General features: G+C 42.6%; 29 protein-coding genes. 27 read left to right on the top strand and 2 right to left on the bottom strand.

Annotation, left to right across the window (positions count from 1 at the left end):
* The first annotated feature begins 301 nt into the window (after positions 1-301).
* From VM640_RS12865 to VM640_RS12805, 13 genes are all read left to right on the top strand, one after another.
* Positions 302-631 carry a rubredoxin-like domain-containing protein gene (locus VM640_RS12865; protein WP_325392837.1) on the top strand — a complete coding sequence of 110 codons (330 nt, stop codon included), beginning with the start codon at positions 302-304 and terminating at the stop codon, positions 629-631.
* 152 nt (positions 632-783) lie between these two features.
* The gene (locus VM640_RS12860; RefSeq protein ID WP_325392835.1) at positions 784-1,422 is read left to right on the top strand and encodes a fumarylacetoacetate hydrolase family protein; all 639 of its coding nucleotides are present in this window, start codon (positions 784-786) and stop codon (positions 1,420-1,422) included.
* A 264-nt stretch (positions 1,423-1,686) separates the two neighbouring features.
* Positions 1,687-3,777: a sigma 54-interacting transcriptional regulator gene (locus VM640_RS12855; RefSeq protein ID WP_325392843.1), complete on the top strand. Its 2,091-nt coding sequence runs from the start codon at positions 1,687-1,689 to the stop codon at positions 3,775-3,777.
* Between the two features lie 345 nt (positions 3,778-4,122).
* Complete coding sequence (locus VM640_RS12850; protein WP_325392834.1) at positions 4,123-4,641, top strand: cob(I)yrinic acid a,c-diamide adenosyltransferase; 519 nt, start codon at positions 4,123-4,125, stop codon at positions 4,639-4,641.
* Entirely contained in the window at positions 4,638-5,600 is a 963-nt protein-coding gene (meaB, locus tag VM640_RS12845) for a methylmalonyl Co-A mutase-associated GTPase MeaB (protein ID WP_325392832.1), read from the top strand. The genes VM640_RS12850 and meaB overlap by 4 nt, the downstream gene beginning before the upstream one ends.
* A gap of 108 nt (positions 5,601-5,708) precedes the next feature.
* Positions 5,709-7,346, top strand: coding sequence for an acyl-CoA mutase large subunit family protein (locus VM640_RS12840; protein ID WP_325392830.1), 1,638 nt, complete (start codon positions 5,709-5,711; stop codon positions 7,344-7,346).
* A gap of 28 nt (positions 7,347-7,374) precedes the next feature.
* Complete coding sequence (locus VM640_RS12835; RefSeq protein ID WP_325392828.1) at positions 7,375-7,791, top strand: coenzyme B12-dependent isobutyryl CoA mutase small subunit; 417 nt, start codon at positions 7,375-7,377, stop codon at positions 7,789-7,791.
* 351 nt (positions 7,792-8,142) lie between these two features.
* Positions 8,143-8,988, top strand: a complete 846-nt coding sequence (locus VM640_RS12830) for a 3-hydroxybutyryl-CoA dehydrogenase (RefSeq protein WP_325392826.1) — start codon at positions 8,143-8,145, stop codon at positions 8,986-8,988.
* Positions 8,989-9,024: 36 nt separating this feature from the next.
* Positions 9,025-10,383, top strand: coding sequence for a thiolase family protein (locus VM640_RS12825; protein WP_325392824.1), 1,359 nt, complete (start codon positions 9,025-9,027; stop codon positions 10,381-10,383).
* A gap of 42 nt (positions 10,384-10,425) precedes the next feature.
* Complete coding sequence (locus VM640_RS12820) at positions 10,426-11,574, top strand: acyl-CoA dehydrogenase (RefSeq protein WP_325392822.1); 1,149 nt, start codon at positions 10,426-10,428, stop codon at positions 11,572-11,574.
* A gap of 45 nt (positions 11,575-11,619) precedes the next feature.
* Positions 11,620-12,588 carry a CoA transferase subunit A gene (locus VM640_RS12815; protein WP_325392821.1) on the top strand — a complete coding sequence of 323 codons (969 nt, stop codon included), beginning with the start codon at positions 11,620-11,622 and terminating at the stop codon, positions 12,586-12,588.
* A 4-nt stretch (positions 12,589-12,592) separates the two neighbouring features.
* On the top strand, positions 12,593-13,402 hold the full coding sequence (locus VM640_RS12810) for a CoA-transferase subunit beta (RefSeq protein ID WP_325392819.1): 810 nt from the start codon (positions 12,593-12,595) through the stop codon (positions 13,400-13,402).
* Entirely contained in the window at positions 13,399-13,638 is a 240-nt protein-coding gene (locus tag VM640_RS12805) for a CoA transferase (protein WP_325392817.1), read from the top strand. The genes VM640_RS12810 and VM640_RS12805 overlap by 4 nt, the downstream gene beginning before the upstream one ends.
* A 110-nt stretch (positions 13,639-13,748) precedes the next feature.
* Here the strand turns inward: VM640_RS12805 and VM640_RS12800 are convergent, their stop codons facing one another.
* Positions 13,749-13,967: a YgaP family membrane protein gene (locus VM640_RS12800; RefSeq protein ID WP_325392815.1), complete on the bottom strand. Its 219-nt coding sequence runs from the start codon at positions 13,965-13,967 to the stop codon at positions 13,749-13,751.
* A gap of 206 nt (positions 13,968-14,173) precedes the next feature.
* Here VM640_RS12800 and VM640_RS12795 point away from each other — a divergent pair, with 206 nt between their 5' ends.
* The 13 genes from VM640_RS12795 to VM640_RS12730 all read left to right on the top strand — a co-directional run bounded on the left by VM640_RS12795 (position 14,174) and on the right by VM640_RS12730 (position 23,548).
* Positions 14,174-14,821, top strand: coding sequence for an HDIG domain-containing metalloprotein (locus VM640_RS12795; protein WP_325392813.1), 648 nt, complete (start codon positions 14,174-14,176; stop codon positions 14,819-14,821).
* 133 nt (positions 14,822-14,954) lie between these two features.
* The gene (locus VM640_RS12790; protein WP_325392811.1) at positions 14,955-15,191 is read left to right on the top strand and encodes a hypothetical protein; all 237 of its coding nucleotides are present in this window, start codon (positions 14,955-14,957) and stop codon (positions 15,189-15,191) included.
* Between the two features lie 261 nt (positions 15,192-15,452).
* Positions 15,453-15,815, top strand: a complete 363-nt coding sequence (locus VM640_RS12785; protein WP_325392809.1) for a nucleotidyltransferase family protein — start codon at positions 15,453-15,455, stop codon at positions 15,813-15,815.
* Entirely contained in the window at positions 15,812-16,324 is a 513-nt protein-coding gene (locus VM640_RS12780) for a ribonuclease toxin HepT-like protein (protein ID WP_325392807.1), read from the top strand. Before VM640_RS12785 ends, VM640_RS12780 begins: the two co-directional genes overlap by 4 nt.
* Positions 16,325-17,043: 719 nt before the next feature.
* Positions 17,044-17,202, top strand: a complete 159-nt coding sequence (locus VM640_RS12770) for a HEPN domain-containing protein (RefSeq protein ID WP_325392841.1) — start codon at positions 17,044-17,046, stop codon at positions 17,200-17,202.
* 66 nt (positions 17,203-17,268) lie between these two features.
* A complete protein-coding gene (locus VM640_RS12765) occupies positions 17,269-17,883 on the top strand; it encodes a TetR/AcrR family transcriptional regulator (protein ID WP_325392805.1) in 615 nt (204 codons plus the stop codon).
* 86 nt (positions 17,884-17,969) lie between these two features.
* Positions 17,970-20,333, top strand: a complete 2,364-nt coding sequence (locus VM640_RS12760) for a PEP/pyruvate-binding domain-containing protein (protein ID WP_325392803.1) — start codon at positions 17,970-17,972, stop codon at positions 20,331-20,333.
* The gene (locus VM640_RS12755) at positions 20,314-20,385 is read left to right on the top strand and encodes a hypothetical protein (RefSeq protein WP_325392839.1); all 72 of its coding nucleotides are present in this window, start codon (positions 20,314-20,316) and stop codon (positions 20,383-20,385) included. The genes VM640_RS12760 and VM640_RS12755 overlap by 20 nt, the downstream gene beginning before the upstream one ends.
* Positions 20,386-20,493: 108 nt before the next feature.
* Complete coding sequence (locus VM640_RS12750) at positions 20,494-20,808, top strand: MFS transporter (RefSeq protein ID WP_325392801.1); 315 nt, start codon at positions 20,494-20,496, stop codon at positions 20,806-20,808.
* A gap of 70 nt (positions 20,809-20,878) precedes the next feature.
* Complete coding sequence (locus VM640_RS12745) at positions 20,879-22,324, top strand: DEAD/DEAH box helicase (RefSeq protein ID WP_325392799.1); 1,446 nt, start codon at positions 20,879-20,881, stop codon at positions 22,322-22,324.
* Between the two features lie 239 nt (positions 22,325-22,563).
* Positions 22,564-22,887, top strand: a complete 324-nt coding sequence (locus VM640_RS12740; protein ID WP_325392797.1) for a heavy metal-binding domain-containing protein — start codon at positions 22,564-22,566, stop codon at positions 22,885-22,887.
* Positions 22,888-22,901: 14 nt separating this feature from the next.
* On the top strand, positions 22,902-23,114 hold the full coding sequence (locus tag VM640_RS12735) for a hypothetical protein (RefSeq protein ID WP_325392795.1): 213 nt from the start codon (positions 22,902-22,904) through the stop codon (positions 23,112-23,114).
* Between the two features lie 44 nt (positions 23,115-23,158).
* Positions 23,159-23,548, top strand: coding sequence for a hypothetical protein (locus tag VM640_RS12730; protein WP_325392793.1), 390 nt, complete (start codon positions 23,159-23,161; stop codon positions 23,546-23,548).
* 144 nt (positions 23,549-23,692) lie between these two features.
* Here the strand turns inward: VM640_RS12730 and VM640_RS12725 are convergent, their stop codons facing one another.
* Positions 23,693-24,775 carry an SEC-C metal-binding domain-containing protein gene (locus VM640_RS12725; protein ID WP_325392791.1) on the bottom strand — a complete coding sequence of 361 codons (1,083 nt, stop codon included), beginning with the start codon at positions 24,773-24,775 and terminating at the stop codon, positions 23,693-23,695.
* 246 nt (positions 24,776-25,021) lie between these two features.
* On the opposite strand from VM640_RS12725, the gene VM640_RS12720 reads away from it, so the two are divergent.
* Entirely contained in the window at positions 25,022-26,074 is a 1,053-nt protein-coding gene (locus VM640_RS12720; RefSeq protein ID WP_325392789.1) for a Wadjet anti-phage system protein JetD domain-containing protein, read from the top strand.
* Positions 26,075-26,431 lie beyond the last annotated feature (357 nt).

The following is a 26,431-nucleotide window of genomic DNA, read 5'->3' as shown; positions in this document are numbered from 1 at the left end:
TCAAAAACAGAACCCCTTTAGCCCAGTAAAATCAATAGTTCGGAGAGGTCATTTTCCAATTTGGGACTACACTTTCGTTGGCAAACCCTAGAAGCCTTGATATTACTGCGTTTGGAATAAATTGTCGCCAAACTTGGGTTTAATAAAAGGTTTTTAGCAAATTGACGCGAGACGGTGAATAAATGGTATAATGAAGAAGAAATTTCCTTGATTCTCCTTAGTTTCGTGTTGAGTAACAAAATTAAGTAATTAGACGTGGAATTTAGGAAATTATTCGAAGTATGAAAGGAGATCCAAAATTATGTTGTGGAAATGTTCTGTATGCGGCTACCTTCATGAAGGCAGCGAGGCCCCTGAAAAATGTCCAAAATGTGGAGCGCCTAAGGAGAAGTTCTTGGCTTTATCCGTAGAAGATGCCAAAAAAGTTTATGATTCAGATCGCACAAATGAGATCCACATGGAAATTATAGAACTCGCTATGAAAATTAAAGATTTAGCCAAAGAAGGTATCGACATTAATCTTGACCCTCCTTGCGTAGCATTGTTTAAACAAGCACGGGATGAAGCTTGGGTTATTAAGCAAAGAAGCAAAGCTGAAATTGCAGGTCATGTAGGCAAAGGCAAGTGGTAAGATAGAATCTGATCGCCCCTGCTACATACCTCAAATCATGTAAATAGATATGGGAGGGTGTACAAGAGAAGAGAGAAGTCGTATTTAATGCGACTTCTCTCTTTGTTAGTATAGATAACAATGACTTGACCAATATATAGGAGGCAAAAAGAATGGTTTCAGACATTAAGAACATCTATTGTATAGGGAGAAATTATCGGCTACATGCCCAGGAGTTAAACAATGCGATTCCAACATCTCCTTTTTTGTTTAGCAAGCCCACTCATGCTTTGGCAGGGGCGAAGGGGCAAACGATTCTGCTCCCAGGGGACCGAGGAAGTGTGAACTATGAAACAGAATTGGTCATTCATCTGGCGAGGACTTATGAGCCAGGCCTTCCGCTAGAAGAACTTATTGATCGAATGACAATCGGTCTGGATTTGACGCTTAGAGATGTTCAAGATGAATTAAAAAAGAAAGCATACCCCTGGTTATTAGCTAAAGGTTTCCCCAATTCTGCAGTGCTTTCCTCGTGGCTGCCCTTTGAAGGGTTACAGGAGGTTAGTGCCTATGATTTTACTTTAGAGAAAAATGGCCAGGAAGTTCAGCGCGGCAATATTAAAGATATGATTTTTGATTTGCCAACGATCCTCGAATTCTCAGCTAAGCATTTCGGGTTAGGGCAGGGGGATATTATATTTACAGGGACACCTGCAGGGGTTGGAGCTTTGGCGAATGAAGACCATTTGGTGCTCAAGTGGAATGAAGTGCAGATAGGAGAATGTAAGGTCGTTTTGGTAAAGAATGAATAGATTTCTTCTTATAAAGCATTTGAGAAGGGGCTTTCACAGATGATGAGATTGAACGGCGTTTAGACGGAAAGTTTTGAAATTCAATGATACAGGTCTTTGTATATATAGGGAAATATCTTCACTATTGATTATTTAGGCAGGAAATATATCAATAGTGAAGAATATTAAGAAAATACAGATAATACTTACTGCTTGATGCAGTTGGGATTTGGGTAATTCCTTTGTGGCTAATAAAGCGCTAATTTTAGTAAGGGTGTGATTAAAATGCTCCTTCGGGAAGGTACCAATACCAAACTTTCATATTTGAACCTCGGCGACACTATTGCTAAAGCTGTGAGTATTTTCATGAATCTAAAGATTGCCATTATCCCTGTATTAGATGAAGAAGACCGACTTTTAAGTATATTTAGTAGAAGTAGCCTTTATCGTGCGATTCAAGACGGTGCAACCTCTAAAGACATAGTTGACCCTTACCTAATAACAGATGTGCTCAGTATTTCGGACGATATCCCAGACGACAAGTTGGCTAGTTTAGTGCAAGTGAGTCCGGTCGGGTCGCTTCCTGTTATTAACAAGGAAGGGAAAGTAATTGGCCTTCTGTGCAAAGCGAATATGGTTATGACTTTATTTAGGCATTCCGAGCTCCTGAATGTTCAGTTGAAAGCTATATTAGATTCTATGCACAACGGTGTGATAGCTGTTGACAGCCAAGGTTCGGTAACTCTTATTAATATAGGGGCAAGCCGGTTACTAGGCTTAGAGGCTGATATCTCCCTTGGCCAGTCCTTCAAAGAGTTATTGCCTAGTTTAGACTTAACCCCGTCACTCATTCACGGTGAGGTTAAAATAGGAATAAAGTACGCGCACCGTAACATTACCATGGTCGTAAATATTACTCCCCTAAACATTGGAGGGAACGTTGCGGGAGCAATCGTCATCTTTCAAGATCTTACAGATTTAGAGCATACTGCTAAAGAGCTAGAATCAGTTAAAGCTTTAAACAAAACCTTCGACACAGTTCTTAATATTATTCATGACGGTATAATTGTGGTGGATGGAAGAGGAAAAACGACGCTTGTTAATCAAGCGATGGCAGACTTTCTAACTCTACATCCTGAAGAAGTTGTTGGAAAACCGTTTACGGACATTATGGAGACGAGCCGATTACACATTGTGGCCAGCACTGGTGTATCGGAAACAAGTGATGTCCTGACAATTAAGGGCAAGCCTTTAATTGTTTCCCGGTTGCCCATAATAAAAGAAGGAAATGTCGTTGGTGCAGTGGGAAAGGCCGTATTTCCTCAGCTTGCCGAAGCCCAGGAACTCGCTGAAAAAATCCGATTCTTAGAACATAAAGTTTCGTTTTTCCAGGAAGAATTACAAAAAAACAAGACTGCACAAGATATTATGAAAGACATAGTTGCCGAAAGTACCGAGATGAAAGGAATAAAGGAAGAAATAACGATTGTTGCCTCAAGTCGTTCTACCGTATTAATTACAGGGGAAAGCGGCACTGGCAAAGAAGGAGTAGCCCATGCTATTCATCTCTGTAGTGACAGGTGCAAAGGACCATTTGTTAAAGTAAACTGTGCCGCTATTCCAGAAAGCCTAATAGAAGCGGAAATGTTTGGTTACATTGGAGGCGCCTTTACTGGTGCAGCAAAGGCCGGTAAACCGGGACGCTTAGAGATAGCTGATGGAGGAACGCTCTTTTTAGATGAAATCGGGGACATGCCGCTAGCTCTACAATCCAAGTTATTACGGGTGTTACAAGACCGTGAATTCGAACGTTTAGGTAGTACAAAAACCATTAAAGTCAATGTCCGTGTTTTAGCAGCCACCAATAAAAATCTCGAAAAAGCTATTTCTGAAGGAGAGTTCCGAGCGGATCTATATTATAGGTTAAATGTCATCAATTTGCATTTACCACCACTACGGGAGCGTACCGAGGATATAGAACCTTTAACCCATTTTTTTATAACTAAATTTAATAACATTCTTAATGCTAACGTCCAGGATATCGCCGATAATGCTATGAAGATTTTGCTCAACTACTCATGGCCAGGAAATATACGTGAATTGGAAAATGTCGTGGAGAGGGCTGTAAACTATACGCGCAGTGGGTTGATCCAGTTAACTCATTTACCCAAACAAATACTGAACAATAGCTCTTCCACAGGTCAGGTAATTAGTGGGTCGATTCGCCACCAGGAAAAAATCGGTCAAATAGAACGTAAGATGATTATTGGAGCCCTTGAAAAGGCTGGGGGCAACAAAACAAAAGCTGCGAAACTCCTAAACCTTAGTAGGTCGAGACTTTACGATAAACTCGATAAATACAATCTGAAAGATTAGTTTTTTTCGGTTTAGTTTTTTTCGGTTTATCCATCTGCCTTTGCATAGCGTCCCGAAGGCGGACATATATTGAACAAATATGTCCGCCTTCGGGACGCTTACTTATAGTATAGGGTACACAGGTGTTTTCTCCATGTTTACTCATTATTCGGGAATATCAACTTTATTTGGGTGATATTGAGTTGGCACATAAATTGCAATATAATTCTAACTATTCGGTTAATGAAAGACTAGAGATTCAGTAGTTGCCCATAAGAGGAGGGTGGTTGAAGGAGTAAGACATTTAGCAAGAGCTTTTAAGCTGATATTACAGAATATTTAGAGTATTTGGAGGGAGATGAATCAATGAAGGGACTCTTGCTTATGTATACCGGTAATGGGAAAGGAAAGACCACAGCAGCTTTGGGTCTGAGCCTTAGGGCCTTGGGGCACGAACAAAAGGTTGGTTTCTTGCAATTCATGAAAGGAAGCAAAAATTATGGAGAGGTAAGAATTTCCGAACAACTTCCGAATTTAACGCTTGTCCAATCGGGCAGGGATAGTTTTGTATCCTTTGAGGATCCCGATCCAGTGGATATCGCGATGGCCCATGACGGTTTAGACATTTTAGCCCAATGGTTTAAAGAAGATCGTTTTGACTTGATCGTCGCAGATGAACTTTTGGTCGCCTTAGGATTTAAATTGGTCACGGTTCAAGAGGTCTTAGACCTTCTTGAGAAGCGTCCGTCTCGACTTAATCTTGTTTTAACCGGACGCTATGCGCCAGATGAAATTTTAGCTATTGCCGATACCGTAACCATAATGCAAGAACAACGGCATGCATACCATCAGGGGGTTGAAGCAAAGGAAGGGATGGAATTTTGAGAATCGACGATTTGGAATCTTGGCTGGAACGCCTATGGAATGGGGACAAGCGGGCTACTGCTAAACTCATTTCCCAAGTCGAGGATAATCAAAGGCGAATCGACATTATGAGTCAAATCCTGCCGAGGACCGGACAACGAATGGTCATAGGTATAACGGGACCACCGGGTGCAGGTAAAAGCTCCTTAATAGAAGCAATAACTCAACTCTACCGGGATCAGAAGGACAAAGTTGGAATTGTCGCTGTAGATCCAAGTAGTCCCTATTCTGGCGGGGCTATTCTTGGAGACCGAATTCGGATGCAATCCCATGGTACGGACCCCGGAGTGTTCATTCGAAGTATGGGAACGCGAGGGCATTTGGGGGGAGTGGCGCGCTCCACGATCGATGTCTTAAGAATCCTGGAAGCTGCGGGTTATCAACGTCTCATACTCGAGACAGTCGGAGTAGGGCAATCCGAGTTAGAAATCATGGAACTAGCTGATACCGTCATCGTGGTTTTGAACCCGGGAGCCGGAGATGGAATCCAAGCGATCAAAGCAGGGATCATGGAAATTGCGGATATCTTTGTTGTTAATAAAGCTGATTTACCGGGTGCCGAGCGTCTTAAGAATGATATCCAAATGATGCTCGACTTAAATGGAGAAAAATCTTGGCGTGCACCAGTGGTCTTGACCAGTGTCATAGACCAACGTGGGCTTACCGAGCTTCACAATCAAATTACTGCCCATCAGAACTTTCTGATCGAGTCTGGGAAGAATCTTGAACGCCAGAAAAAGGCTTTCCGTCAAGAAGTCTGGAGCCACTGGGAAGAAATAACGCGTCAAACGTTTGAAACGACTTGGGCAAACTGGATAAATACGAGGGATGTCCTTGAACAAAAAAATCCGTATCAACTCGCCGAAAAAATCTGGACGACAATTCTCTCATTAGAATCTAAAAATCATTCTTCGAGATAATGAAATATAGATTCTGGCTTTTTAATTGTTTCAGAGCAAAAATTTATAGATATAAAGATGAAAAAGGTGTTTCAGGGAGTGACAATAAAGAAAGGTTAGGTGAATTTGATGAGTGAAGATTTTTCCCGTTGGCAAAAATCCTACCCAGAGAAGAAAGAGCGGAAAGGACCCTTTATGACCGTATCCAGTGTTCCCATCGAACCGCTTTATACTCCAGTTAACACTCCTGAAATCAATTATCGTGAAGATCTGGGTTATCCTGGAGAATACCCCTATACACGGGGCGTTCGGAGAAACATGTATCGGGGCAGACTCTGGACGATGCGGCAATTTGCAGGCTTTGCCTCAGCAGCTGAATCAAATCAACGCTATAAATTTCTGCTCAGTCAAGGACAAACTGGGCTCAGTGTCGCTTTTGATATGCCAACCATCATGGGCTATGATTCTGATCATCCACGCGCTTATGGGGAAGTCGGAAGGGTTGGGGTAGCGATTGATTCACTCCAAGATATGGAAACTCTTTTCAAGGATATCCCTCTTGATAAAGTTAGCACCTCCATGACGACGAATGCTCCGGCATCCATCTTATGGGCCATGTATATTGTGGCGGCTGAAAAACAAGGCGTTCCTGCGGATAAACTCACGGGAACGATCCAAAATGATATTTTAAAGGAATATATCGCCCAGAAATCTTGGATTTTCCCACCTGAGCCATCTCTTCGCTTGATCACAGATATTTTCGCTTTTGCGCGGGATAATGTTCCAAAGTGGAATACGATTAGTATCAGTGGGTACCATATCCGTGAAGCTGGAGCAACCGCCCTTCAAGAGCTAGCTTTCACTCTAGCGGATGGCTTTGCCTATGTTGAAGCTGGAATCAAAGCCGGTCTAGATGTTGATGATTTTGCACCTCGCCTATCCTTCTTCTTTAATTCACATACGGATTTTTTTGAAGAAATCGCAAAATATCGCGCTGCCCGCAGAATTTGGGCCCGCCATATGAAAGAGAAATATGGAGCGAAGACGGAGGAGAGCCTTCTCCTGCGCTTCCATACCCAGACTGCGGGGTGTTCACTTACGGCCCAGCAGCCTGAGAATAATATTGTGCGAACGGCCTATCAAGCGATGGCTGCTGTGCTAGGAGGAACCCAGTCGCTGCATACGAATTCCATGGATGAAGTCCTTGCGCTACCCTCTGAAAAAGCAGTACAGATTGCCTTGCGGACTCAGCAAGTTCTTGCCTATGAAACGGGAGTCGCCAATACTATAGATCCTTTAGCCGGTTCGTACTTCGTAGAAGCTTTAACAAACCAAATGGAAGAAGGGGCTGAAGAATACTTCCGTAAAATTGAAGAGCAAGGTGGGGTGCTTGCTGCAATTAGCGAAAACTTCTTCCAGCAAGAAATAGCCGATGCAGCCTACCGTTACCAAAAAGAGATCGAAAGTAAAGCTCGGATTATTGTCGGAGTAAACGAGTTCCAGACGAAAGAGAAGATTGAGATCGACCTCCTAAAAATTGATCCCGAAATCGAATCCAGTCAAGTACGTCGTGTCAAAGAATTAAAAGCAACTCGGGATAATTTGCACGTCCAGAATACTCTCGATGCCTTAAAAGAATCAGCCATGAGTTCAGATAACCTGATGCCGAAAATTATTGATGCCGTTCGTTCATACGCTACCGAAGGGGAAATCGTCTCAGTCCTGAAAGAAATCTTCGGGGAGTACAAGGAACAGGCAGTGTTTTAATGATGGGAATAATTAAGGAGGGATATACGTGGATCAAACGCGTATTCGTGTATTAGTGGGTAAGCCTGGTTTAGATGGGCATGACCGCGGTGCAAAAGTCATCGCCCGAGCCCTTCGTGATGGTGGAATGGAAGTTATCTATTCTGGACTACATCAAACTCCTGAACAAATCGTCGAAGCGGCGATTCAAGAAGATGTTGATGTCATTGGTCTGAGTATTTTATCAGGATCTCATATGACGGTATTTCCAAGGGTCAAAGAACTTCTCAAAGAGCAAAATGCCGTAGATATCCTTGTCATGGGAGGAGGAACAATACCGGAAGAGGATATTAGTGCCTTGATTAAAGGCGGATATGCAGAAGCAATTTTCACCCCGGGCACACCCACGACGGATATTATTGAGTGGATAAAGAGAAGGGTTAAGCAAAAAGAAGGACAAGGATAATAACTTTATCTGTCTATCTGTCTTTATTTAACGTCCCGAAAGCGGACGTATTTGTTTCAAAATACGTCCGCTTTCGGGACGTTTACTTATAGCATACAGCGGTCTGATTCTTCTCTATATGGATTCAACATTTATGAATTTCAATTCACAAAGAGCCATACAAGCACTAAAATCGATACTTAATAAAAAAGAGGTCGTTCCTTGGCATGTTAATTGCAAAATAATTCAAATGATTCAGACATTAATATTCAAAGATCCGGTATTTGCAGGTATAAGGAGTGAGGCTGAGAGAGTAAGACTCTGTGCATTAATGAGTACAAGAAAATTCACAACAGAACGGAGGAGTTAGTTATGAAGACAATAATGGTTATAGGGGCAGGACAGATGGGTGGTGGAATAGCCCAGGTTGCTGCTCAGACGGGCTATTCTGTCATCCTAAATGACATTAAAGAAGAATTTGTAACTCGCGGTCTTGGTATTATTGAGAAAAATCTCCGTCGAAGTGTCGAAAAAGGGAAACTTAATGCGACGGAAATGGAAGCCACTTTAGGCCGTATTACAAAATCGACCTCTTTACAAGATGCTGCTTCAGCTGACTTGGTTATTGAGGCTGCTGTGGAAAATATGAAGATTAAGAGCCAAATTTTTTCGCAACTTGACGGAATTTGTCCAGAACATACTATTCTTTCGACCAATACTTCTTCCTTACCTATTACTGAGATTGCTTCTTTTAGCAAACGACCCGATCGAGTCATAGGGATGCACTTTATGAATCCCGTTCCTGTGATGAAGCTTGTTGAAGTTATTCGTGGTCTGGCTACCAGTGACGACGTATATAAAACAATTGAAACCCTCAGCCTCGAAATGGGAAAAACACCAGTGGAAGTCAATGATGCCCCTGGATTTGTGGCAAATCGGATCTTAATCCCCATGATTAATGAAGCCGTCTATGCCCTTTATGAGGGGGTTGCCACGGTCGAAGCCATTGATAATGTTATGAAATTAGGGATGAATCACCCAATGGGACCTTTAGCGTTAGCTGATTTAATCGGACTGGACACTGTTTTAGCCATTGCAGAAGTCCTTCATGAAGGACTAGGCGATAAATATCGTCCTTGCCCGTTACTCCGAAAATACGTTAAAGCGGGTTGGTACGGTAGAAAATCCGGTCGCGGTTTTTATAAATATGAAGCATGACGTCTGCCATCAATCGCTTTAAGGAGGAAATAATATATGTCTAAAATAGCCCAAAAACTTGAAATTACAAGAAAAGGATATTACAAGGATGGTAAAATAAGCGCTTACGGTGAAAGAAAGCCTGATTATTCAACCATGGGGAGAAAAATCGGGAACACCTATGCCAAACAACGTGAGGTTGTATGCGTAGAAGCCTGTAGAACGCCTTATGGTAAATCCCTTGGAGCCTTAGTGGAATATGATGCTGCCCAATTAGGAGCACTGGCGATTAAAGAAGTGATCCGCAGAACCGAAGGAAAAGTCGCCCCTGGGGATGTGGATTATGTCATCATGGGCCATGTAGTTCAGGCTGGCTGTGGACAAGTTCCGAGTCGTCAAGCTACGCTTTTAGCAGGACTTCCTGAATATATTCCTTCTATTACGGTCAATAAGGTATGCTCCTCTGGAGTTAAAACGATTGATTTGGGTGCTCAAATGATTGCCTTGGGAAGAGCTGAGATCGTTATCGCCGGTGGTCAGGAGAGTATGAGTAATACTCCTTTCGCACTCCCTGATATGAGAAAAGGGAAGAAGATGGGGCTTCCCAGTACGGACTGTGTTGATTTAATGGTAAAAGACGGTCTCTGGGATGCTATTTATGATCGTCATATGGCCCTTCATGGTTCTGAAGTCGCTGATGAATTTGGCTACACTCGGGAAGAACAGGATGAATGGGCTCTCCATTCCCAACAGGCCGCCAATGAAGCGATTGTTTCGGGGAAACTTGATGACGAAATTTTCCCCATCACGATTAAAAAAGGTAAAGAAATAATGGAAAAGGATGAAGGACCCCGTTCCAATACCACGATGGAAGGTCTAGCCAAACTTGATCCCGTTTTCAATCATGTCAGTGCCGTAACGGGAAAACCAGGCAGCGTGACCGCGGGTAATGCGCCTGGAACGAATGACGGTGGAGATGTTTGCCTCCTCATGAGTCGGGCTAAGGCGGACGAACTCGGTATAAAACCCCTATTTACGATTGTTGACTATGCAGAAGTATCCCAACCGACTAAAGATATTGCCACTGTTCCGGGCCTTTCCATTATGAAGGTACTGGACCAAAACAATATGACGCTTGATGAGGTAAAGCTTATCGAGATTAACGAAGCTTTCGCAGCTGTAGCACTTGTGAGTGCCCGGAGTATTCTCGGGATGACGAAGGAGCAGATGTTCGAGAAGGTCAATGTCAATGGTGGTGCGATTGCCTATGGTCATCCCATCGGGGCAACTGGGGCTCGAATCGTGATGACGTTAGCCTATGAGCTAAAACGTCGTGGCGGCGGTTATGGAGTATGTGGAATCTGCGCCGGTCATGCCCAAGGCGATGCCATGCTGATTCGCGTCGATGCTGACTAAAGTTGACGACAATATAGTGTAAGAAATGGAGTGGAGTTAAACATGGATTTCCAAATGAGTAGTGAAACATTGATGCTTAGAGACATGGTCAGGAAATTTGCCCAAAACCAACTTGCACCTTTAGCCCCTGAACTGGATAAAACCCATGAGTTTCCAATGGAAACGTGGAATAAAATGAGAGAACTTGGACTCACGGGTTTCCCGATTCCTGAAGAATGGGGCGGTGGAGGAGGCACCTATTTGGACTTCGCGATTATCGTCGAAGAATTCGCTAAGGCCTGCGCTTCAACTGCAGTTATTACGAGTGTCCATACAGGCTTAGGTTGTATGAGCATGTATCTCTATGGGAGTCAGGACTTAAAAGAAAAATATCTGAAGAGGCTGGCTACAGGCGAGATTATTGGTGCTTATGCACTGACGGAGCCAAATGCCGGATCAGATGCCGCTTCTCTAAAATGCAGCGCCGAAGATAAAGGCGATCATTTTCTCGTGAATGGAAGCAAAATTTTCATTACTAACGGTAGTGTGGCTACAACCTTTTGTACGTTCGTGAAGACAGATTCAACGCAGCCGAAAGGCAAAGGGATTACTTGCTTAATCATCGAAAAAGGCACGCCAGGATTTACCATTAGTAAACCTGTGGACAAAATGGGAATGCATGGTTCGCCCACCGTTGAACTTAATTTTGAAAATGTAGAAGTTCCCAAAGAAAATGTCTTAGGAGAAATCAACAATGGTTTTGCCGTGGCAATGGGGCTGCTGGCCGGTGGCCGGATCACCATTGCTGCTCAAGGGCTAGGGATTGCTGAAGGTGCCCTGGAATTCACCACAAATTATATCAAGGAAAGACAGCAATTTGGTAAACCACTAGCGGCTAATCAGGGTGTTCAATTCATGATTGCCGATATGGCCACCAAAATTGAGGCGGCCCAGATGCTGATCTACAGAGCAGCCTGGCTCAAAGACAACCAAATGCCTCATAACAAAGAGGCATCAATGGCTAAACTTTTTGCAACGGACGTTGCCATGGAAGTCACAACGAACTGTGTGCAATTGCTAGGCGGATATGGTTACTGTTCAGAATTCCCTATCGAACGTATGATGAGAGATGCTAAAATTACGCAAATCTACGAAGGATCGAATCAGATTCAGCGGATGATCATCGGGCGTGAAGTGATCGGTCGCTTTTAGTAGTTAAAGGTGATTCAACGATTGAATTAAAGGAGGTTTTGTTCAATGGCCAGGCCTAAAATTGTCAGTCTAGCGGAAGCGATCGGGCAGATCAATAATGGGGATATGTTAACCTTCGGGGGCTTTACGGTTTGGCGTCGTCCCATGGCGGCTATTTATGAGTTGATTCGTCAGAAAAAACGGAATCTTCATTTGGTTGAGGTCAATGGCGGAACTCATGATGATATGTTAGTAGGAGCCGGTTGCGTTGGAATATGGGAATCAAGCTGGTGTGGTCATGAACTCTACGGCAAGTTTGGTGGCAATTTGGCAAGAAAAATGGAAAATAACGAAATATTGTATGAAGACTGGGCTCATATCCATGTCTTAAATCGGTTAACCGCCGGAGCGAAGGGAGTTCCCTTTTTACCCACGTATTCTGCGATAGGAAGCGATATGCTGAATCCCGAGAATGATAATCTCGGGAAAGCGGGACTCCGAGATGGCTCCAATCCCCATATTGGTAAGTATAAATATGTCATGTATAAAGAACCTTTTACCAATTCTGAAATCGTTCTGATCCCTGCAGCAAATCCAGACTGGTGTATTACACATGTCCAAATGGTGGGTACCGAAGGAACTGTGCGGGTAGAGGGCTTAAAATTTAGCGACCAAGAAGTGATCAAAGCGTCTAAACACAACATTATCATCGCTGAGCAGATTGTTTCTGAAGAATACTTACGCCGTGAACCGACCCAGAATATGATCCCTGGTTATCTGGTGGATTATATTGTTGAATTACCGTGGGGGGCTCACCCCACAGGATTATACGGTGCGTATGAACCTGATGGTCCTTTTATTAATAATTTCTTTAAAGCCACCCGAACCCAAGAAGGGTTCGATCAATGGGCAGAGGAATGGATTTTCGGGGTCAAGGACTTCCAGGAATATCTGAGTAAACTAGGGATTACCCGACTGGAAGCCCTAAGAGCGAATCCTTCTTTAGGTTATTCTTCAACACTGAAAAGGGGGTAAGATCATGGAGACTAAGAAAGGTTATTCTAAAATTGGAGAATTTAAGCCCATTGACCTTTTGGCTTGTGCTGCGGCTCGTGAGGTTAACGATGGTGAAATTGTATTTGCCGGAACGGGTTTACCCATGGCGGCCATCATGTTGGCTCAGCATACGCAAGCTCCTACTGCTGTCTGTATCTATGAATCGGGTTCAATTGATGGCCGACCCATCGATTTACCGACTTCAGTAGCCGATGCACGTTGCAGCTACCAGGCTGCCGTAGCGGATGGTCTCACTGACGTGTTTGGGCAACTCCAGTCGGGCCGAGTTGACGTGGCTTATCTGGGGGGTGCCGAAGTGGATCTCTATGGGAACATTAATTGTACCTTTATGGGTGGTCCCACGGGTAAAAGGCTTACCGGCAGTGGCGGTAATTCGGATATCCATTCCTTAGCCAAGCGAAGTGTTTTAATTATGCCGCAGATTAATCAAAAACGTCGTTTTGTGGAAAGAGTCAGCTACATCACTTCGCCTGGATGGAGAATTCCGCATTGGCCGGATAAAGAATGGGTTCCCAAACAGGAGGTTTATGGTTCTGCATTCAAGGGCGGGCCGGCTGCTGTTATCTCCGACATGGGAGTCTATCGCTTTGATGAAAAGGGTGAGATGTATCTTGATACGTTTCATCCGGGTTTTACACCTGAGGATTGCCGCGAAAATTGCTGTTTCAAGCTGAATATCTCCAGGGTTAAGGGAGAAACGCTTACCCCTACTTATGAAGAGTTAGACCTGCTTCGTCACACCATTGACCCAGAAGGGATTATCATCAAATGAGTATGCCTTTAGAGGGGATTAAAATCTTAGATTTATCTCGATACTTGCCCGGCCCTCTGGCCACGCAGATCCTGGCGGATTTTGGAGCAGAGGTCCTCAAAATCGAGGATCGCAAGGGGGAATTAGGTCGATATTTGCCGCCGATGATCAACGATACCAGTGCCCGCTTCTATACAGTTATGACAATTTGGCGAAACCACGTGCAAATAAAAGGAATATTGCGATATCTAAACTAGAATTAAAAATTTTTTAAATGAGAAGGGGATCGGTTCTATGTTCCAAAAACGGAACATGGAGCCGATCCCCTTGCTTCTATTTGTTATTGACCACTTTAATCCGTTTAGCCTTAATCGTTCGGGAGCTTCCGTACTGGCGCCCCAACAGCCTTGAGAATCAATTCCATTGGGCAAAATCCAGTCAACGCAGAAGTCATCAGCAGACAACCCACTAAGCCAGTGAAGATAAACCAATAAGAGCTGACAAAGTGGCCTAAAAGAACGCTTGCAAGCACAAAGAAGCCAGCTATAAGTCTAATCAAAGAACCCTTGCCATTAATGACGTACACTTTTCCACTCCTCCTCTCACCCCTATACCAGGGGGATGTAATAAAAGCATACCTCCTTATTTACCATCGTCAAGTAGGTACCTTAAGATATGAGTAACTTTAATGGAAGCCTCAATTGAAAAACTTATTTCCACTCCCATTACTCTTAATTAATTATGGAGTTGGGTAAACTAGAATTAAATATTCTCGTATAGGAGCAAATTAACATGCCAACATTTATTGAATTCGATGCTCATCTCATGAATGACAATAAACCATCAACCTACATAAGAGAATTAAGCAAAACCGGTATTTTTGAAGTTAAATACCCTTACACATTACTGGGTGACTTAAGGAAAGTACCCCAATCTCCGAAATATCACCCAGAAGGTAGTGTTTGGAACCACACGATGTTAGTTCTCGATAATGCAGGGGAAAGAAAGCATCTCAGCAAAAATCAAAAGGTTTTGATGTGGTCTGCTTTGCTCCATGATTTAGGCAAAGCACCCACAACTCAGTTAAGGAAGGGGAAAATAACCTCATATGACCATGATAAATGCGGAGAGAGGCTTTCCATTGAATTTCTCAAGGAATTTATCAGTGATGACCAATTTATTAATCAAGTTTCCAAAATGGTCAGGTGGCATATGCAAATACTCTTTGTTACAAAGGGGCTGCCTTTTGCAGATATTAGAAGGATGGTTGCCGAGGTCTCTATTGACGAGATAGCATTACTTGGGTTATGTGATAGGTTGGGAAGAGGAGAGATGACCTTTGATAAAAAGCAAGAAGAGGAGAGAAGCATAAAGACCTTTTTAGAGAAATGCACCAACTATTTAAATAACAGAAATTCCGTTGGCGATGGCAAACTATAATATCCCCGGAAAAAGCATACCGCGTCCGATAAAACGTAGCCCTTTCTCAGGATGTAAACCTGAAACGAGCTAACTCCTCAGGCGGTAAACATGGTATAATTAAAAGGGCTTTTGGATGGGGAGGTGCTATTTAATGGATAACGATATTTTAAAGGAAATACTCGCGGAGCTAAAAGAAATTAAGCAGCATAACAAGAACATCGATAAGTCAGTTAATAAGCTAGAAAAGTCAGTTAATATGCTAGATAAGTCAGTTAATAAGTTGGATAAGGATATGTCTGAGATTAAGGATACAATTAATACATATGTTTACGTGGATATTGCTAAATTAGAAAAGCGAATTGAAACATTAGAAAAGAAAGTTGTTTAATCTGAGACCTTCTGGCCTAAGCAGCGTGATTTAATATTTTCCAAGCTAAAGGGCTCACCTCGTTGAGGCAAGCTCCTTTTGTCTTTTCATTGTATAATATTGGAGAGTGGGCTTAAGAAAATATGAAAGCGTGCATCAGGAATAGAAATATTAGGTAACTAAAGCCAAAGGGATGATTTACTTGGCTGGCGCAAAAGATGGTGGATTAGGCATTGTGAAGGGCGCTTACTTATGCTATTCTTATAATAGGAAAATAATGGGATGGTGAGGCTTGTGGATATTTCTCAGTATATATCTGGACACAAAGCCAATATTGAAGCCGAGGATAAGCGACGAGAAAAGTTCTATGAAGAAGCTATGATTAAGGCCAGATATATTGCCCAAGAGTTTGTTAAGGCGTATCCAGGGGTCGAAGTATGGCTTTTCGGCTCGCTAACATCTGATCTCTATGAGTTAAGTTCGGATATTGATCTTGCCATAAAAGGACTACCCGAAGAGGAGTACTACAAAGCCCTTAAAATCGCGGAAAATATTGCTACACCTATTGCGGTAGATCTAGTACAGGTGGAGTTTGCACCGGAAACACTGCGTCAGAAAATCGAGCGAGATGGAGTGAGCTTATGACAAGTGGAGAAAAGAAAATCATACGGTATCATAAACTGATTGGCGATTTGCAGGTGGACATGGACTCTATCAAGAAACTCAGACATGAGATTGACGAAATAGCCCTAGATATTGAAAAGATCCAAGGGGCGATTCCTAGTCGTGATTTAATTTCCTGCGCGGCCTTTATCCACCATTTCTATACCGGTGTAGAATCCATGTTTGAACGCATTGCACGGGTAATAGATGGAGGAGCTTCAACGAGTGGTGATTACCATCGCGAGTTAGTGAGTTCAATGAGCTATGAAATTCCGAATATAAGACCAGCAATCATTAGTTTAGAATTAGCGGAGGAACTAGATGAATATCGAAGATTTAGGCATATGTTTCGCCATGCTTATGGTTCAGAATTGCGTTGGCGAAAAATGCAACCGTTAGTGGCCGGAATCCCTAATGTTATGTGTGGAATAGAAGAGGCCTATGCCAAGATGGTTCAATTTACTGAACAATTGATTAAGGAATTGTCTTAAGTATGAAAGCGTTCTACTGAATAGGTACTTTGACCTAAGCTTAAGGGCTCACCTCGTCGAGGCAAGCCCTTTTTTTGATTTTTCTTAAGGAGTAGGTGTCTTCTCCTAAGTCTTCGAGGTGTTTGTTACCTTGTAATAAATCCAATCATCATGTTTCTGAATATTCGTAGAAGCCCATTAACATCACTTCCCGAAAATCCGATGATGGATAAGGAAGGCATCTTGATGCAACTGGTTTTTGCTGAATTTGACTAAAAGTAGTTAGATTTTATTTTGATAGGAAATTCCCCTATGCTAGAGATAAAAGGCAAATATAACAATGTAATTGTATATACGGAAAATATTGAACCGGGTGCTATCAATCAAATTGAAACCTTATGCTACCAGGAGTTTGTAAAAGGCAGCAAAATTAGGATTATGCTCGATGTTCACATAAGAATCATGACAAGCCTGTAAGGGTAGGATCGAATGTATATGGAAGAAAGAAAAAAGCTATGTCTGGTTAGTCATTGCATACTCAACTGCAATTCGAAAGTGGAGGGGTCCTGTAAGCGCAAAGAGCTTATGGCCATGCTACAAGAACACAGTATTAGTAGTTTAGCAAAAAAAAATAGACTGCCTGCAATTAGTGCAAACGATCTATTGTATTATACCAAATATTTACATGGATTTCATCTTGTTTTTTCAATCCTGTTGAAGAGTCGGTTTGATCTCTTGAACTGCTAGGATACTATCATCATAGTGTCATAAATCGATACTATTATGCAGCCTTTCATGCTGTAAGGGCGTTATTGGCTCTGAAAGAATTGGATTCATCAAAGCATAGCGGCGTAATATCATATTTTAACAGGTTTTTAATTTTTTTATTGACATTTTAAACAGTAGAGTAACATAATTGAATATAGAAGCTATATACTGAATTCATTGAGTTGGAGGGTATATATATGGTACAAGAAAAATCAAATCGTCGCTCTTATAGCAGCCGTTTACGACGCAATCAGAAGGAGAATACGAGGGATAGTATCTTAGCGTCTGTAGCAGAGATTATTAGTGAAGGTCGCATTCTTGACTTTAGTGTAAAAGATGTAGCTGAGCGCGCTGGAATCTCTTATGGTACGGTTTACCGCCATTTTCCTACTAGGGAATCATTTTTAGAGGCTCTTTATGAGTCAGCTTCAGAAATCATGGCCCAGAGTACTCCTTTTACGCCCCGCTCCTTGGATGATATCCCTGCCATGGCTGGGAAGACATTGGAGATGTTTGAGGAAAAGGCAACAATTGTTCAGGCTTTCACGATAGCTTTGTTGGCAAATAATGTTCAACCTAATAGTAGGCACCAGAGAGATGAAAAAATTCAGAAAATGGTTTTAGAGAGTAGCCTTGATATGACTCCGGAAGGCGCTAAGATAGTTAATGCAATAATTTCTCATCTCTATAGTTCTCTAACATGGGCAACCCTTAAACAGAGGTATGGTCTTAATTCAGAAGAAACAGCTGAAGCACTAGATTGGGCTCTACAAACTCTGATTAAAGATTTAAAACTTCACAAGGAGGAGTAAATTAAAGGTCATGAAACGTTTTTGATGATAAAAAAGAAGTAGAAGCTTGGGCAAAGAAAAACAACTTTACAAGGAGGTTTTGGGTTTTGGAACAATTAGTCTATTTTTTTAAAGATTTAAGGCCTGAACATAGGTATCTAGGAGGAGGAAAGGGAGGGACACTTGCACACCTTTATCAAAATAATTATCCAGTACCTAATGGCTTTATAATTATGCAGACAGCTTTTAAAAAGGACGAATTAATAAAGGAAGCCTGGGTCCAGATCCAGGCGTGCCTTAAGCAAATACGCCAGGAGGGTGGTGAAAGCTCTTTTGCTGTCCGTTCATCCGGCCTGTCTGAGGATTCAGCGATGGCTTCTTTTGCCGGTCAGTTTGACACGGTACTGGATGCACGCACCGATAATGAAATCAGGAAGGCTATCCAAACTGTGCGCCAGTCACGGCATAGTAAGGAGGTGCAGGCTTACAGCGAGGTAAAAGGCATTAATGAGTCTCACGAAATGGCTGTGGTTGTTCAGAAAATGGTAAGAGCAGATATTTCGGGCGTATTGTTTACAGCAGACCCGGTTAATGGTAACCGAAATGAAATGGCAGGGAACTTTATCTTTGGGCTAGGTGAAAAATTGGTGTCTGGTCAGGTTACAGCTTATACGTTCATACTGGGGCGAAAAACAGTCATTTGGCAAAAAGTAAACTATGATGGACCGCCTGAACTAAAAAAGTTTGCAGGTAAGCTTTACAAATTGGGAAATCGTTTGGAGAGGGAACTGGGTTGTCCCCAGGACATAGAGTGGTCAATTATCGGAGGTAAATTATATTTGTTGCAGTCCCGCCCAATAACGACTTTGATTGGACATAATCCTGTCACCGGGGAGTGGAATGACAGTACAACCGGTAGTTACTTATGGTCAAATGTTAATTTCGGAGAAGCTATCCCCCAGGTGATGACACCTATGACTTGGACAGTACAAAAGCCCATATTCGAATCGTGGAAGGTGCTTCCCGGATATGAATCTTCCGGTAATATTGGTGGACGTATCTATCTTAACTTAAGTATTTATGCTTCGGTTTTAAGTGCTTTGGGAAAAAACAAACAAGGTATAATTCAGTTTCTGGAAGGTTTGTTATATACAAGGATCCCAGAAAGCATGGAGATTCCTATAATACATCTTACTAAGCGAGCTACAGTATCGGTTCTTACTAATTTTGTGGGGATAATTATTAAACAAATTAAAGCAATCCGAGAAATGCCTCGCTTCTTGGCTTCGAACCAAGCATGGTGTGAGGGGATGCAAAAACAGATTCAAGCAACGGAGCAAAAGGCTGATCTGATTTTCTTGTGGCATAACGATATTTTGCCTCACCTGCAGAACACTGTTTGGAGTGTAATGGGCAGTATGACTCAATTCTCAGACTATACCATTAAGTTACGTCGTGAATTAACTGAACTGGTAGGACCGGAGGATGCAGATAGGCTCATATCAGGCTTGAGCAGTAGTTCTGACTTCAAAGACGGATCAGGCTTATTAGCAAGTCTTGGGCCTGTTCTTGGTATAGCAAAGTTAACACGCGGAGAAATAAGCCGTACTGAATATATAGCTCAGTATGGCCACCGGGGACCAAATGAGTTCGAGCTGTCAGTTCCTCGTCCAGCAGAGGATCCGTATTGGCTAGACCAGCAGTTGGCTCAGTTCGAAAAATCGCCAATAGATGTAGAAGCTCTTCTTTTAAAACAGCGCGCTGAGTCTGATGCTGCCTGGAACCGCTTCGAAATAAGATTTCCGCAGAAAGCAAAATCTATGAAGCGTCGTATAAATAAGGTTGCTCCAAAAGCACGCATGCGCGAAGCTGTTCGTTCCGAATACGTGCGTGATCGGTGGGTTGCTCGCACTTTCGCTCTTCGGGCAGGGCAATTAACAGGTCTGGGAGAAAGAATTTTCTTCCTGACTATCGAAGAAGTGCTGGATGTCCTATCAACGGACGAGAGTGCAGTGAGATTTATCCCTGCCAGGAAGGACACTCATAGAAGGTACTCATCTTTGCCGTCCTACCCGTCTATTATATGTGGTCGTTTTGATCCATTTCGGTGGGCGGAAGACCCCAAGCGGCGAAATGATATTTACGATGCATATAGTTCTATTTCTGCTGCCACGTACGATTCCAGTGAGTCAAAGGGTAGTATTATAACAGGTTCGGCAGGGTCTGCTGGTCGAATTGAGGGAGTGGTTCGTTGCTTAAAAGGGCCAGAGGAAGGAGATCAACTTCAAAAAGGTGAGATTTTGGTTACAGCCCAGACAGATATCGCTTGGACACCGTTATTTCCCCGAGCAGCAGCAATCATCACAGATGTAGGAGCACCGCTTTCGCACGCTGCCGTCGTTGCTCGTGAGTTTGGGAATCCCCGCAGTTGTGGGTTGTGGCAATGCGACTATGCGTTTGCAGACGGGTGACCGCGTACTTGTTGATGGTGGAAAAGGTACTGTAGTTAGAATTCTAGAGTGAATCATATCTTAACAAATTCAGGGGTTAAGTATACCTTTTACTGTTGACGCTAATTAAAAATTGAGGCTAGTTAGAAGTTAGGCTATCTCAATAGGAAGGAAAAATAGTGTGTTTGCTTTTACTGGTATTCTCCTAGGACTGGTTTCCTCAATTATAATGCAAACGATTTTAGCAACTGTTTTACCAAGTGTAGTGGAAGATTTAGGCGGTGAAAATCTATACAGCTGGGTATTTAGCATCTATTTAATTTCTTCTACTATTACAATTCCCATATTTGCCAAGTTAGCTGACCTCTATGGGCGAAAACGTTTTTATTTAGGTGGTATGTTTATATATCTGGTTGGTTCAGCTTTAAGTGGAATAACTCAGACAATGGGCCAGTTGGTAATATACCGAGTGCCATTTTGTTTTTTTATTGTATAATATTGGAGAGTCAGCTTAAGAAAATTTGAAAGCGTACATCAGGAATTGTAATAGTGAAAGAGATGACTAAATGATCAATCGCAATTTCAAGGAGTATCAATTAAGCGGTGAGTTATTAAAAGCAATCACCTTGTTAAATTTCAACAGTCCCACCAAAGTCCAGGAGCAGGTGATTCCGGCTGTATTGGCACAAAAGGATATCATCGTCAAGTCCCAAACGGGCAGCGGAAAGACGGCAGCCTTTGCCATTCCTATTTGCGAATTAGTGGATTGGGAACAGAATAAACCGCAAGCCTTGGTGCTTACACCCACCAGAGAACTTGCAGTCCAGGTCAGAGAGGATATTTTTCATATTGGTAGATTTAAACGGCTAAAAGTAGCGGCAATTTATGGGAAGTACCCTTTCCAGGTTCAGGAGAAGGAACTTAAACAAAAAACCCACATCGGGGTTGGAACCCCGGGTCGGTTGATCGATCATATCGAAAGAGGGACTTTGGATACTTCCAACATAAAATTTCTCGTCATCGATGAAGCCGATGAAATGCTGAATATGGGCTTCATCGAGCAAATTGAAACCATCATTACGAACTTGCCTCAAGAACGGGTGACCCTTCTATTGTCAGCGACAATGCCCCAAGACATTAATGTCTTATGCAGTAAAATCATGAAGAATCCGATCCGAGTCGAAATCGAAGAACAAAATCCAGCGGCAGATCGGATCACTCAGGAAAGATATCAGGTCGATCAGACCGCTAAAATGCAGCTCTTGCGAGAGCTAACGATTGTCGAAAACCCTGATAGCTGCATGATATTTTGCAATACCAAACAAACGGTCGATGAGGTTTACGCTGAACTCGTGAAGCTGAACTATTCTTGTGAGAAGCTGCATGGCGGAATGGAACAACGAGATAGATTGAGCGTGATGAATGATTTCAAACACGGTTTTTTCAGATATCTCGTGGCGACAGATGTCGCGGCTAGAGGTTTGGATATCGAGGACATTACCTTGGTTATCAATTATGATATTCCCTATGATCGAGAAAGCTATGTTCACCGGATCGGAAGAACAGGCCGCGTCAACAAGCTGGGGAAGGCCATTACGTTTGTTACCAAAAATGAAGATAAGTTTTTAAAGGATATCCATGACTATATCGGCAAAGAGATTCTTTTGAAGGAAAGACCGGAAGAAGAAACAGTGCAGCAGGCGAAACAAGAATTTATGGCGAAAAACAATACGTTGCCAGAAATCAAAGAATCCAAAGGCGAGCAGCTGAGCGCTGAAATTATGAAAATCCATGTGAATGCCGGGAAGAAAACAAAGATGAGATCGGTCGATATTGTCGGCACACTTTGCAGTATTTCAGGCATAACCGCAGCAGATATCGGAATCATCAATATCCTAGATGTATCAACCTTTGTCGAAATCTTAAATAATAAAGGTGAGCTGGTGCTGCAAGAGCTGCAAAACACTCCAATTAAGGGCCGGCTTCGGAAGGTAAGCAAAGCGGACAGGTAAAAGGAGCCGTATGCAATACATAGGGAAAATGAATAGCCGACTGAAGTAATAGTCACTATTGTCGGCTATTCTTATAGAGAATATCTAATAATAGAATGGGGGTTCCAAACATTTCTTAAGCAGAACAGAAAGGTGTTGTGATCGCTGATTGGTGGCAAGAAAATCTTTACATTTTTCGATAGCCGTTTTAAAGTAGGGTATAGAATAATGATCTTCATTGCCAAAGGGGGAATAATGGCATGTTAGTTGTTACGACAGAAAATATCAAAGGCTGCAAAGTAACAGATGTTAAAGGTCAAGTGTTCGGTGTTGTTGTTCGTAGCCGGGGATTAGGCGGGAATATCGTAGCGGGTTTACGCAGTCTTGTCGGTGGGGAAATCCATGAATACACATCCTTACTTGAAGACACACGTAAACAAGCCATAGATCGTATGGTTAAGAATGCTCAAGCAATGGGAGCGAACGCGGTTGTCATGATGAGATTCGATTCCAGCGAAATTGGGCAAACGATGAGTGAAATTGTGGCTTATGGGACTGCGGTAGTCGTGGAGAAAGAAGTTTAAGTATGGGAATAGCTGTGGCCATCAATTTATTAGTTTACGGTGGATTACTTATTATTGCCGTACTTTCGTGGTTCCTTTGGGACAAACGTTACCATAGGAACCACGGGGCTGACCTTCCTAAAGGATATATAGCTACAGATGAGGTCTTCATGGATCCCGTGACTGGGAAAAAACTTAAAGTTTATTATAACCCCCAAACCGGAGATAGATTTTACCACGAAGGTTAAGTCATATAAAAGCAGGCAATTGTAAATAGACATGGAGGACTACGATGATTAAAGCTTATTTAGTTGGAATCGCGACCCAATATGAGAATGAGGATATAGAAATTCGATATCGTATCTATCAAGATGAAGCGCTTGTAGCTGAAAAATCTATTTTCCAGGCATATGAAAAACCATTGGTGGTAAGTCATGTTGCATTACTAACACTTCTGAAGGAATTAAAAAAATATAAGGACAATGAGATAATTATTATCATCAATGATGGCGCTTTAAATGAGCAAATTAGAGGAACATCGAAAACAAAAAAGGAATTCGTTCAAGAAATGGCAAACCGAGTTAGAGAGGAACTCAATAAATTTAAGGGTTCCGTTACGGTTAAAGATGTTAGTGGAAATCATGTGGAATTAGAGAAATGGAATGATATATTACGTTTTTAATAGTATAAAGGCTGTAGAAGGTAATGATTTTATCTTCTACAGCCTTTTTTTCGTTTGAACTCAGCTTGAGGCCTGAAGATTATGCTCAGGTACTTCGCTTGACGACAGGGTTCAGCATTTCCTTGCCGATAAATTTCTTACAGGCTACAGGATATCTTTGCCTAAGTCTTCGAGGAGAAATATTACCTCGTTGTGAGTTTCTTCATCGACAAGGTTATCAGCCAGAAGTGCGGTTAAAACTTTCTTCGCATCACTTTCACGTTCATATTCGCTCAGCATTAATGCATAGCGGAAGCGACCGAAGTGAAAGTCTGGAAGAGTCTCAAAGAGTTTCTGATATTCCAATTCGGAATCTTCGATATTTCCACTTTTAGCGATCAGATCAGCCTTATCACAGATTAGATTTCCTTTTTCCTCGTCATCTCCGGCCAACTGGATGAGTTGTTCCGTTGCTTCAAAACTCTTTTCCGTGAGTTCAGCATGATTTTCACAAAGTATTTGATAATCCTGCCAAGCATTTTTTAAAAATTCACCCGCTTGGTAAGCTTTGGCTAGTTCGATATTTTCTATAAGTACGATCTGAGCACCCTCAATATCATTAAATTGCTCCATATATTCGGAAATATGAAACCTTGCTTCGAGTTGGAAGATTGGATCGAGGGGATCTTTTATATCCTCAGGTAATCCGGCGAGGTATGAACCATAACCCAAATTCAACCTGCCCTCCAGGGGGCTGATACTAAATGCTTCCGCATAGGGGGCACAACAGCGTTTAAACTTTGCTCCGCTTCCGCAGGGACAATGATCGTTTCGGCCTAATTTGCTCACATTAGTACCGATTAGAGCGAGACGTCGGACATAAGCTTCCGTGTCAAAGGGTTTACGCTCGTTAATCACTGCAAAAAAGTCGTGAATAAAGACGCGAGCGATGCTGGCGCGGGCGGCATGAGCAGTAAAACCGTTCTCTTTTTGCAATTTCTCAAAGACTTCACGGACGCTCCTTAGTTCATCATCCTCTAGCTGATTTTCGATAATACCTTCAATCATAACATGGAAAATTGGATTTACTCCGTTGATTTCCAATAATGCGGGATAGAGCTTTCGCCGTTCATAAAGAGTTCTGACCTCTGGGTGTTCAGCGAGAACTGTGGCAAATCCTTTATCATCTTCTTCGGGTAAAATTTGTCCTAAATCTTGAACGTTGGGAATTTGAAGAATCTTAGCCATCTTTAAAAACATCCCTTCTGATTTTTATCAACATTACCATTGTATTATAATAATATTAAGAATTCTTTATGGCAAGCGTGAGTGGGTTCACCTGCTGTGAGTGAGTGCTTTTCGTCAAAGGCTTATACTAAGGGCGTCCCCGCTTGGAACGTCCTTGAACTATTAATAAGCTGTAGCGAATACCCTAGATTAGCCCGCTTAGTTATTGTCAATGATATGAGAAAAAGGTATAGTTTTAGGTAAGTAATGATTAAGGAGATTGGAATGGAACCGCTCGAAAAAGTACTGAAAAATGCCAGCAAAACGATTACTGATGTGGAGCTCCAACAGATACTTCGAGAATCGGATTATGATCGATTTCACAGCGAAGTCGAAAAGTTAGTGGCAAGCGGAGCTCTTACTCCGGTGAAGTCTTCGAAAAAAAATGGACGCATACCGCCTCTCTTTAATAAATATCGAATTGTTAAACCTCAAGAAGAGAATACCCATTACCTTGAGGCGATTCGTCGGCTCAATCCCGTTTTAAGCATTGCTGGTTATTTGCATAGACCGCAATTATATAAAAAACACCTGCAGATCGTGGAAGGAATCAGTAAATATTTGTGGTTTTCTCAAGATTTATTAGCAAGGCCCATGTCACGCAAGGAACGGTCATTTTCGGTGTGGGGCAGAGAAAAGTTGTTAGATGAGCATCTGTCCTTAGTCAAAGAAGTGCTCAAGTTTAATGGGTTAGAAGAGGGTTTTCTTAACTATTATGATACTCCTGAGCCCTTTTTCGAATATCTTCATGAACGTGGCGAGCTCACAACCGTCTTAGTCATCGAGAATAAAGACACTTGGTTTACGTTCCGAAAGCTGATGCAAGATACCGGAAAAAACAGAATTGCCGATACCATCGTTAATGTGCTCTTGTATGGTGAAGGGAATAAGATCACGAAGCGAGGGGCCTTGGAAGAATATAATGATGCTATGCTGAGTGGGGAAGGACGAGCTTCCCGCTTTCTCTACTTTGGGGATCTCGACTGGGAAGGTATCCGCCTGTTTTTTCGCACCAGAGAAGCCAACCCGTCTCTGGAGCTAACCCCCTTTTCCTCTTTATACCGGCTTATGCTCGAACGGGCTGCAAAGGTCGAATTACCAAAATCTCTAGATCATAGAGGGGTTATCGGCCCGCTTCCCGAATTTTTATCTTTATTGGGATTGGCAGAGGGAAGAGATTTAATGCGATTGTTGGCTGAGGGAAAATATATACCTCAAGAAATTGTGAATTATCAAGTGGTTGCAAACCTTTTAAAATAGACATTCATGCCGCTCCTCCGCAGCACCTGCAGAGGATGAAAAGGATGAAAAGGATGAGGTCGTGGAACTTTTCGCGCATCCGTACCTTCGGGCGTGAATCTCCACTGGAGACTCACGTACTCACCATCTCCAGGCTGACTCACTTGCTTCCGAGGCAGCTTTGCCAACCCTTCTGGTTACTGCATGTGCGTCGCTCCTGCAAATCCCGAACAGTCCAGTGAACTGTTCGCCCGAAGGTTGCGCCCGCGACATCAGGCCCTCCATGGCCAAGCCCTCGGCGACGCTGGTTCATCGGAAGCTTCGCTCTTCTGAGCGCCCCTCCGAAGAAATCGTTCACTCCTGGGCGAAAAGCTACGC

It is taken from the genome of Desulfitobacterium sp. (assembly GCF_035539115.1).
Taxonomy (GTDB): domain Bacteria; phylum Bacillota; class Desulfitobacteriia; order Desulfitobacteriales; family Desulfitobacteriaceae; genus Desulfitobacterium_A.
This window is presented reverse-complemented; position numbering and strand designations above follow the sequence as displayed.

What these genes read in the sequence shown, in the direction of transcription:
- VM640_RS12830 (WP_325392826.1), top strand. Translation starts at nt 8,143, where the DNA reads ATGAAGACAATAATGGTTATAGGGGCAGGACAGATGGGTGGTGGAATA.
- VM640_RS12860 (WP_325392835.1), top strand. Translation starts at nt 784, where the DNA reads ATGGTTTCAGACATTAAGAACATCTATTGTATAGGGAGAAATTATCGG.
- VM640_RS12720 (WP_325392789.1), top strand. Translation starts at nt 25,022, where the DNA reads ATGATTAAGGAGATTGGAATGGAACCGCTCGAAAAAGTACTGAAAAAT.
- VM640_RS12810 (WP_325392819.1), top strand. Translation starts at nt 12,593, where the DNA reads ATGGAGACTAAGAAAGGTTATTCTAAAATTGGAGAATTTAAGCCCATT.
- VM640_RS12865 (WP_325392837.1), top strand. Translation starts at nt 302, where the DNA reads ATGTTGTGGAAATGTTCTGTATGCGGCTACCTTCATGAAGGCAGCGAG.
- VM640_RS12785 (WP_325392809.1), top strand. Translation starts at nt 15,453, where the DNA reads ATGGTGAGGCTTGTGGATATTTCTCAGTATATATCTGGACACAAAGCC.
- VM640_RS12840 (WP_325392830.1), top strand. Translation starts at nt 5,709, where the DNA reads ATGAGTGAAGATTTTTCCCGTTGGCAAAAATCCTACCCAGAGAAGAAA.
- VM640_RS12730 (WP_325392793.1), top strand. Translation starts at nt 23,159, where the DNA reads ATGATTAAAGCTTATTTAGTTGGAATCGCGACCCAATATGAGAATGAG.
- VM640_RS12850 (WP_325392834.1), top strand. Translation starts at nt 4,123, where the DNA reads ATGAAGGGACTCTTGCTTATGTATACCGGTAATGGGAAAGGAAAGACC.
- VM640_RS12820 (WP_325392822.1), top strand. Translation starts at nt 10,426, where the DNA reads ATGGATTTCCAAATGAGTAGTGAAACATTGATGCTTAGAGACATGGTC.
- VM640_RS12815 (WP_325392821.1), top strand. Translation starts at nt 11,620, where the DNA reads ATGGCCAGGCCTAAAATTGTCAGTCTAGCGGAAGCGATCGGGCAGATC.
- VM640_RS12795 (WP_325392813.1), top strand. Translation starts at nt 14,174, where the DNA reads ATGCCAACATTTATTGAATTCGATGCTCATCTCATGAATGACAATAAA.
- VM640_RS12805 (WP_325392817.1), top strand. Translation starts at nt 13,399, where the DNA reads ATGAGTATGCCTTTAGAGGGGATTAAAATCTTAGATTTATCTCGATAC.
- VM640_RS12825 (WP_325392824.1), top strand. Translation starts at nt 9,025, where the DNA reads ATGTCTAAAATAGCCCAAAAACTTGAAATTACAAGAAAAGGATATTAC.
- VM640_RS12780 (WP_325392807.1), top strand. Translation starts at nt 15,812, where the DNA reads ATGACAAGTGGAGAAAAGAAAATCATACGGTATCATAAACTGATTGGC.
- VM640_RS12790 (WP_325392811.1), top strand. Translation starts at nt 14,955, where the DNA reads ATGGATAACGATATTTTAAAGGAAATACTCGCGGAGCTAAAAGAAATT.
- VM640_RS12745 (WP_325392799.1), top strand. Translation starts at nt 20,879, where the DNA reads ATGATCAATCGCAATTTCAAGGAGTATCAATTAAGCGGTGAGTTATTA.
- VM640_RS12725 (WP_325392791.1), bottom strand. Translation starts at nt 24,775, where the DNA reads ATGGCTAAGATTCTTCAAATTCCCAACGTTCAAGATTTAGGACAAATT.
- VM640_RS12740 (WP_325392797.1), top strand. Translation starts at nt 22,564, where the DNA reads ATGTTAGTTGTTACGACAGAAAATATCAAAGGCTGCAAAGTAACAGAT.
- VM640_RS12855 (WP_325392843.1), top strand. Translation starts at nt 1,687, where the DNA reads ATGCTCCTTCGGGAAGGTACCAATACCAAACTTTCATATTTGAACCTC.
- VM640_RS12765 (WP_325392805.1), top strand. Translation starts at nt 17,269, where the DNA reads ATGGTACAAGAAAAATCAAATCGTCGCTCTTATAGCAGCCGTTTACGA.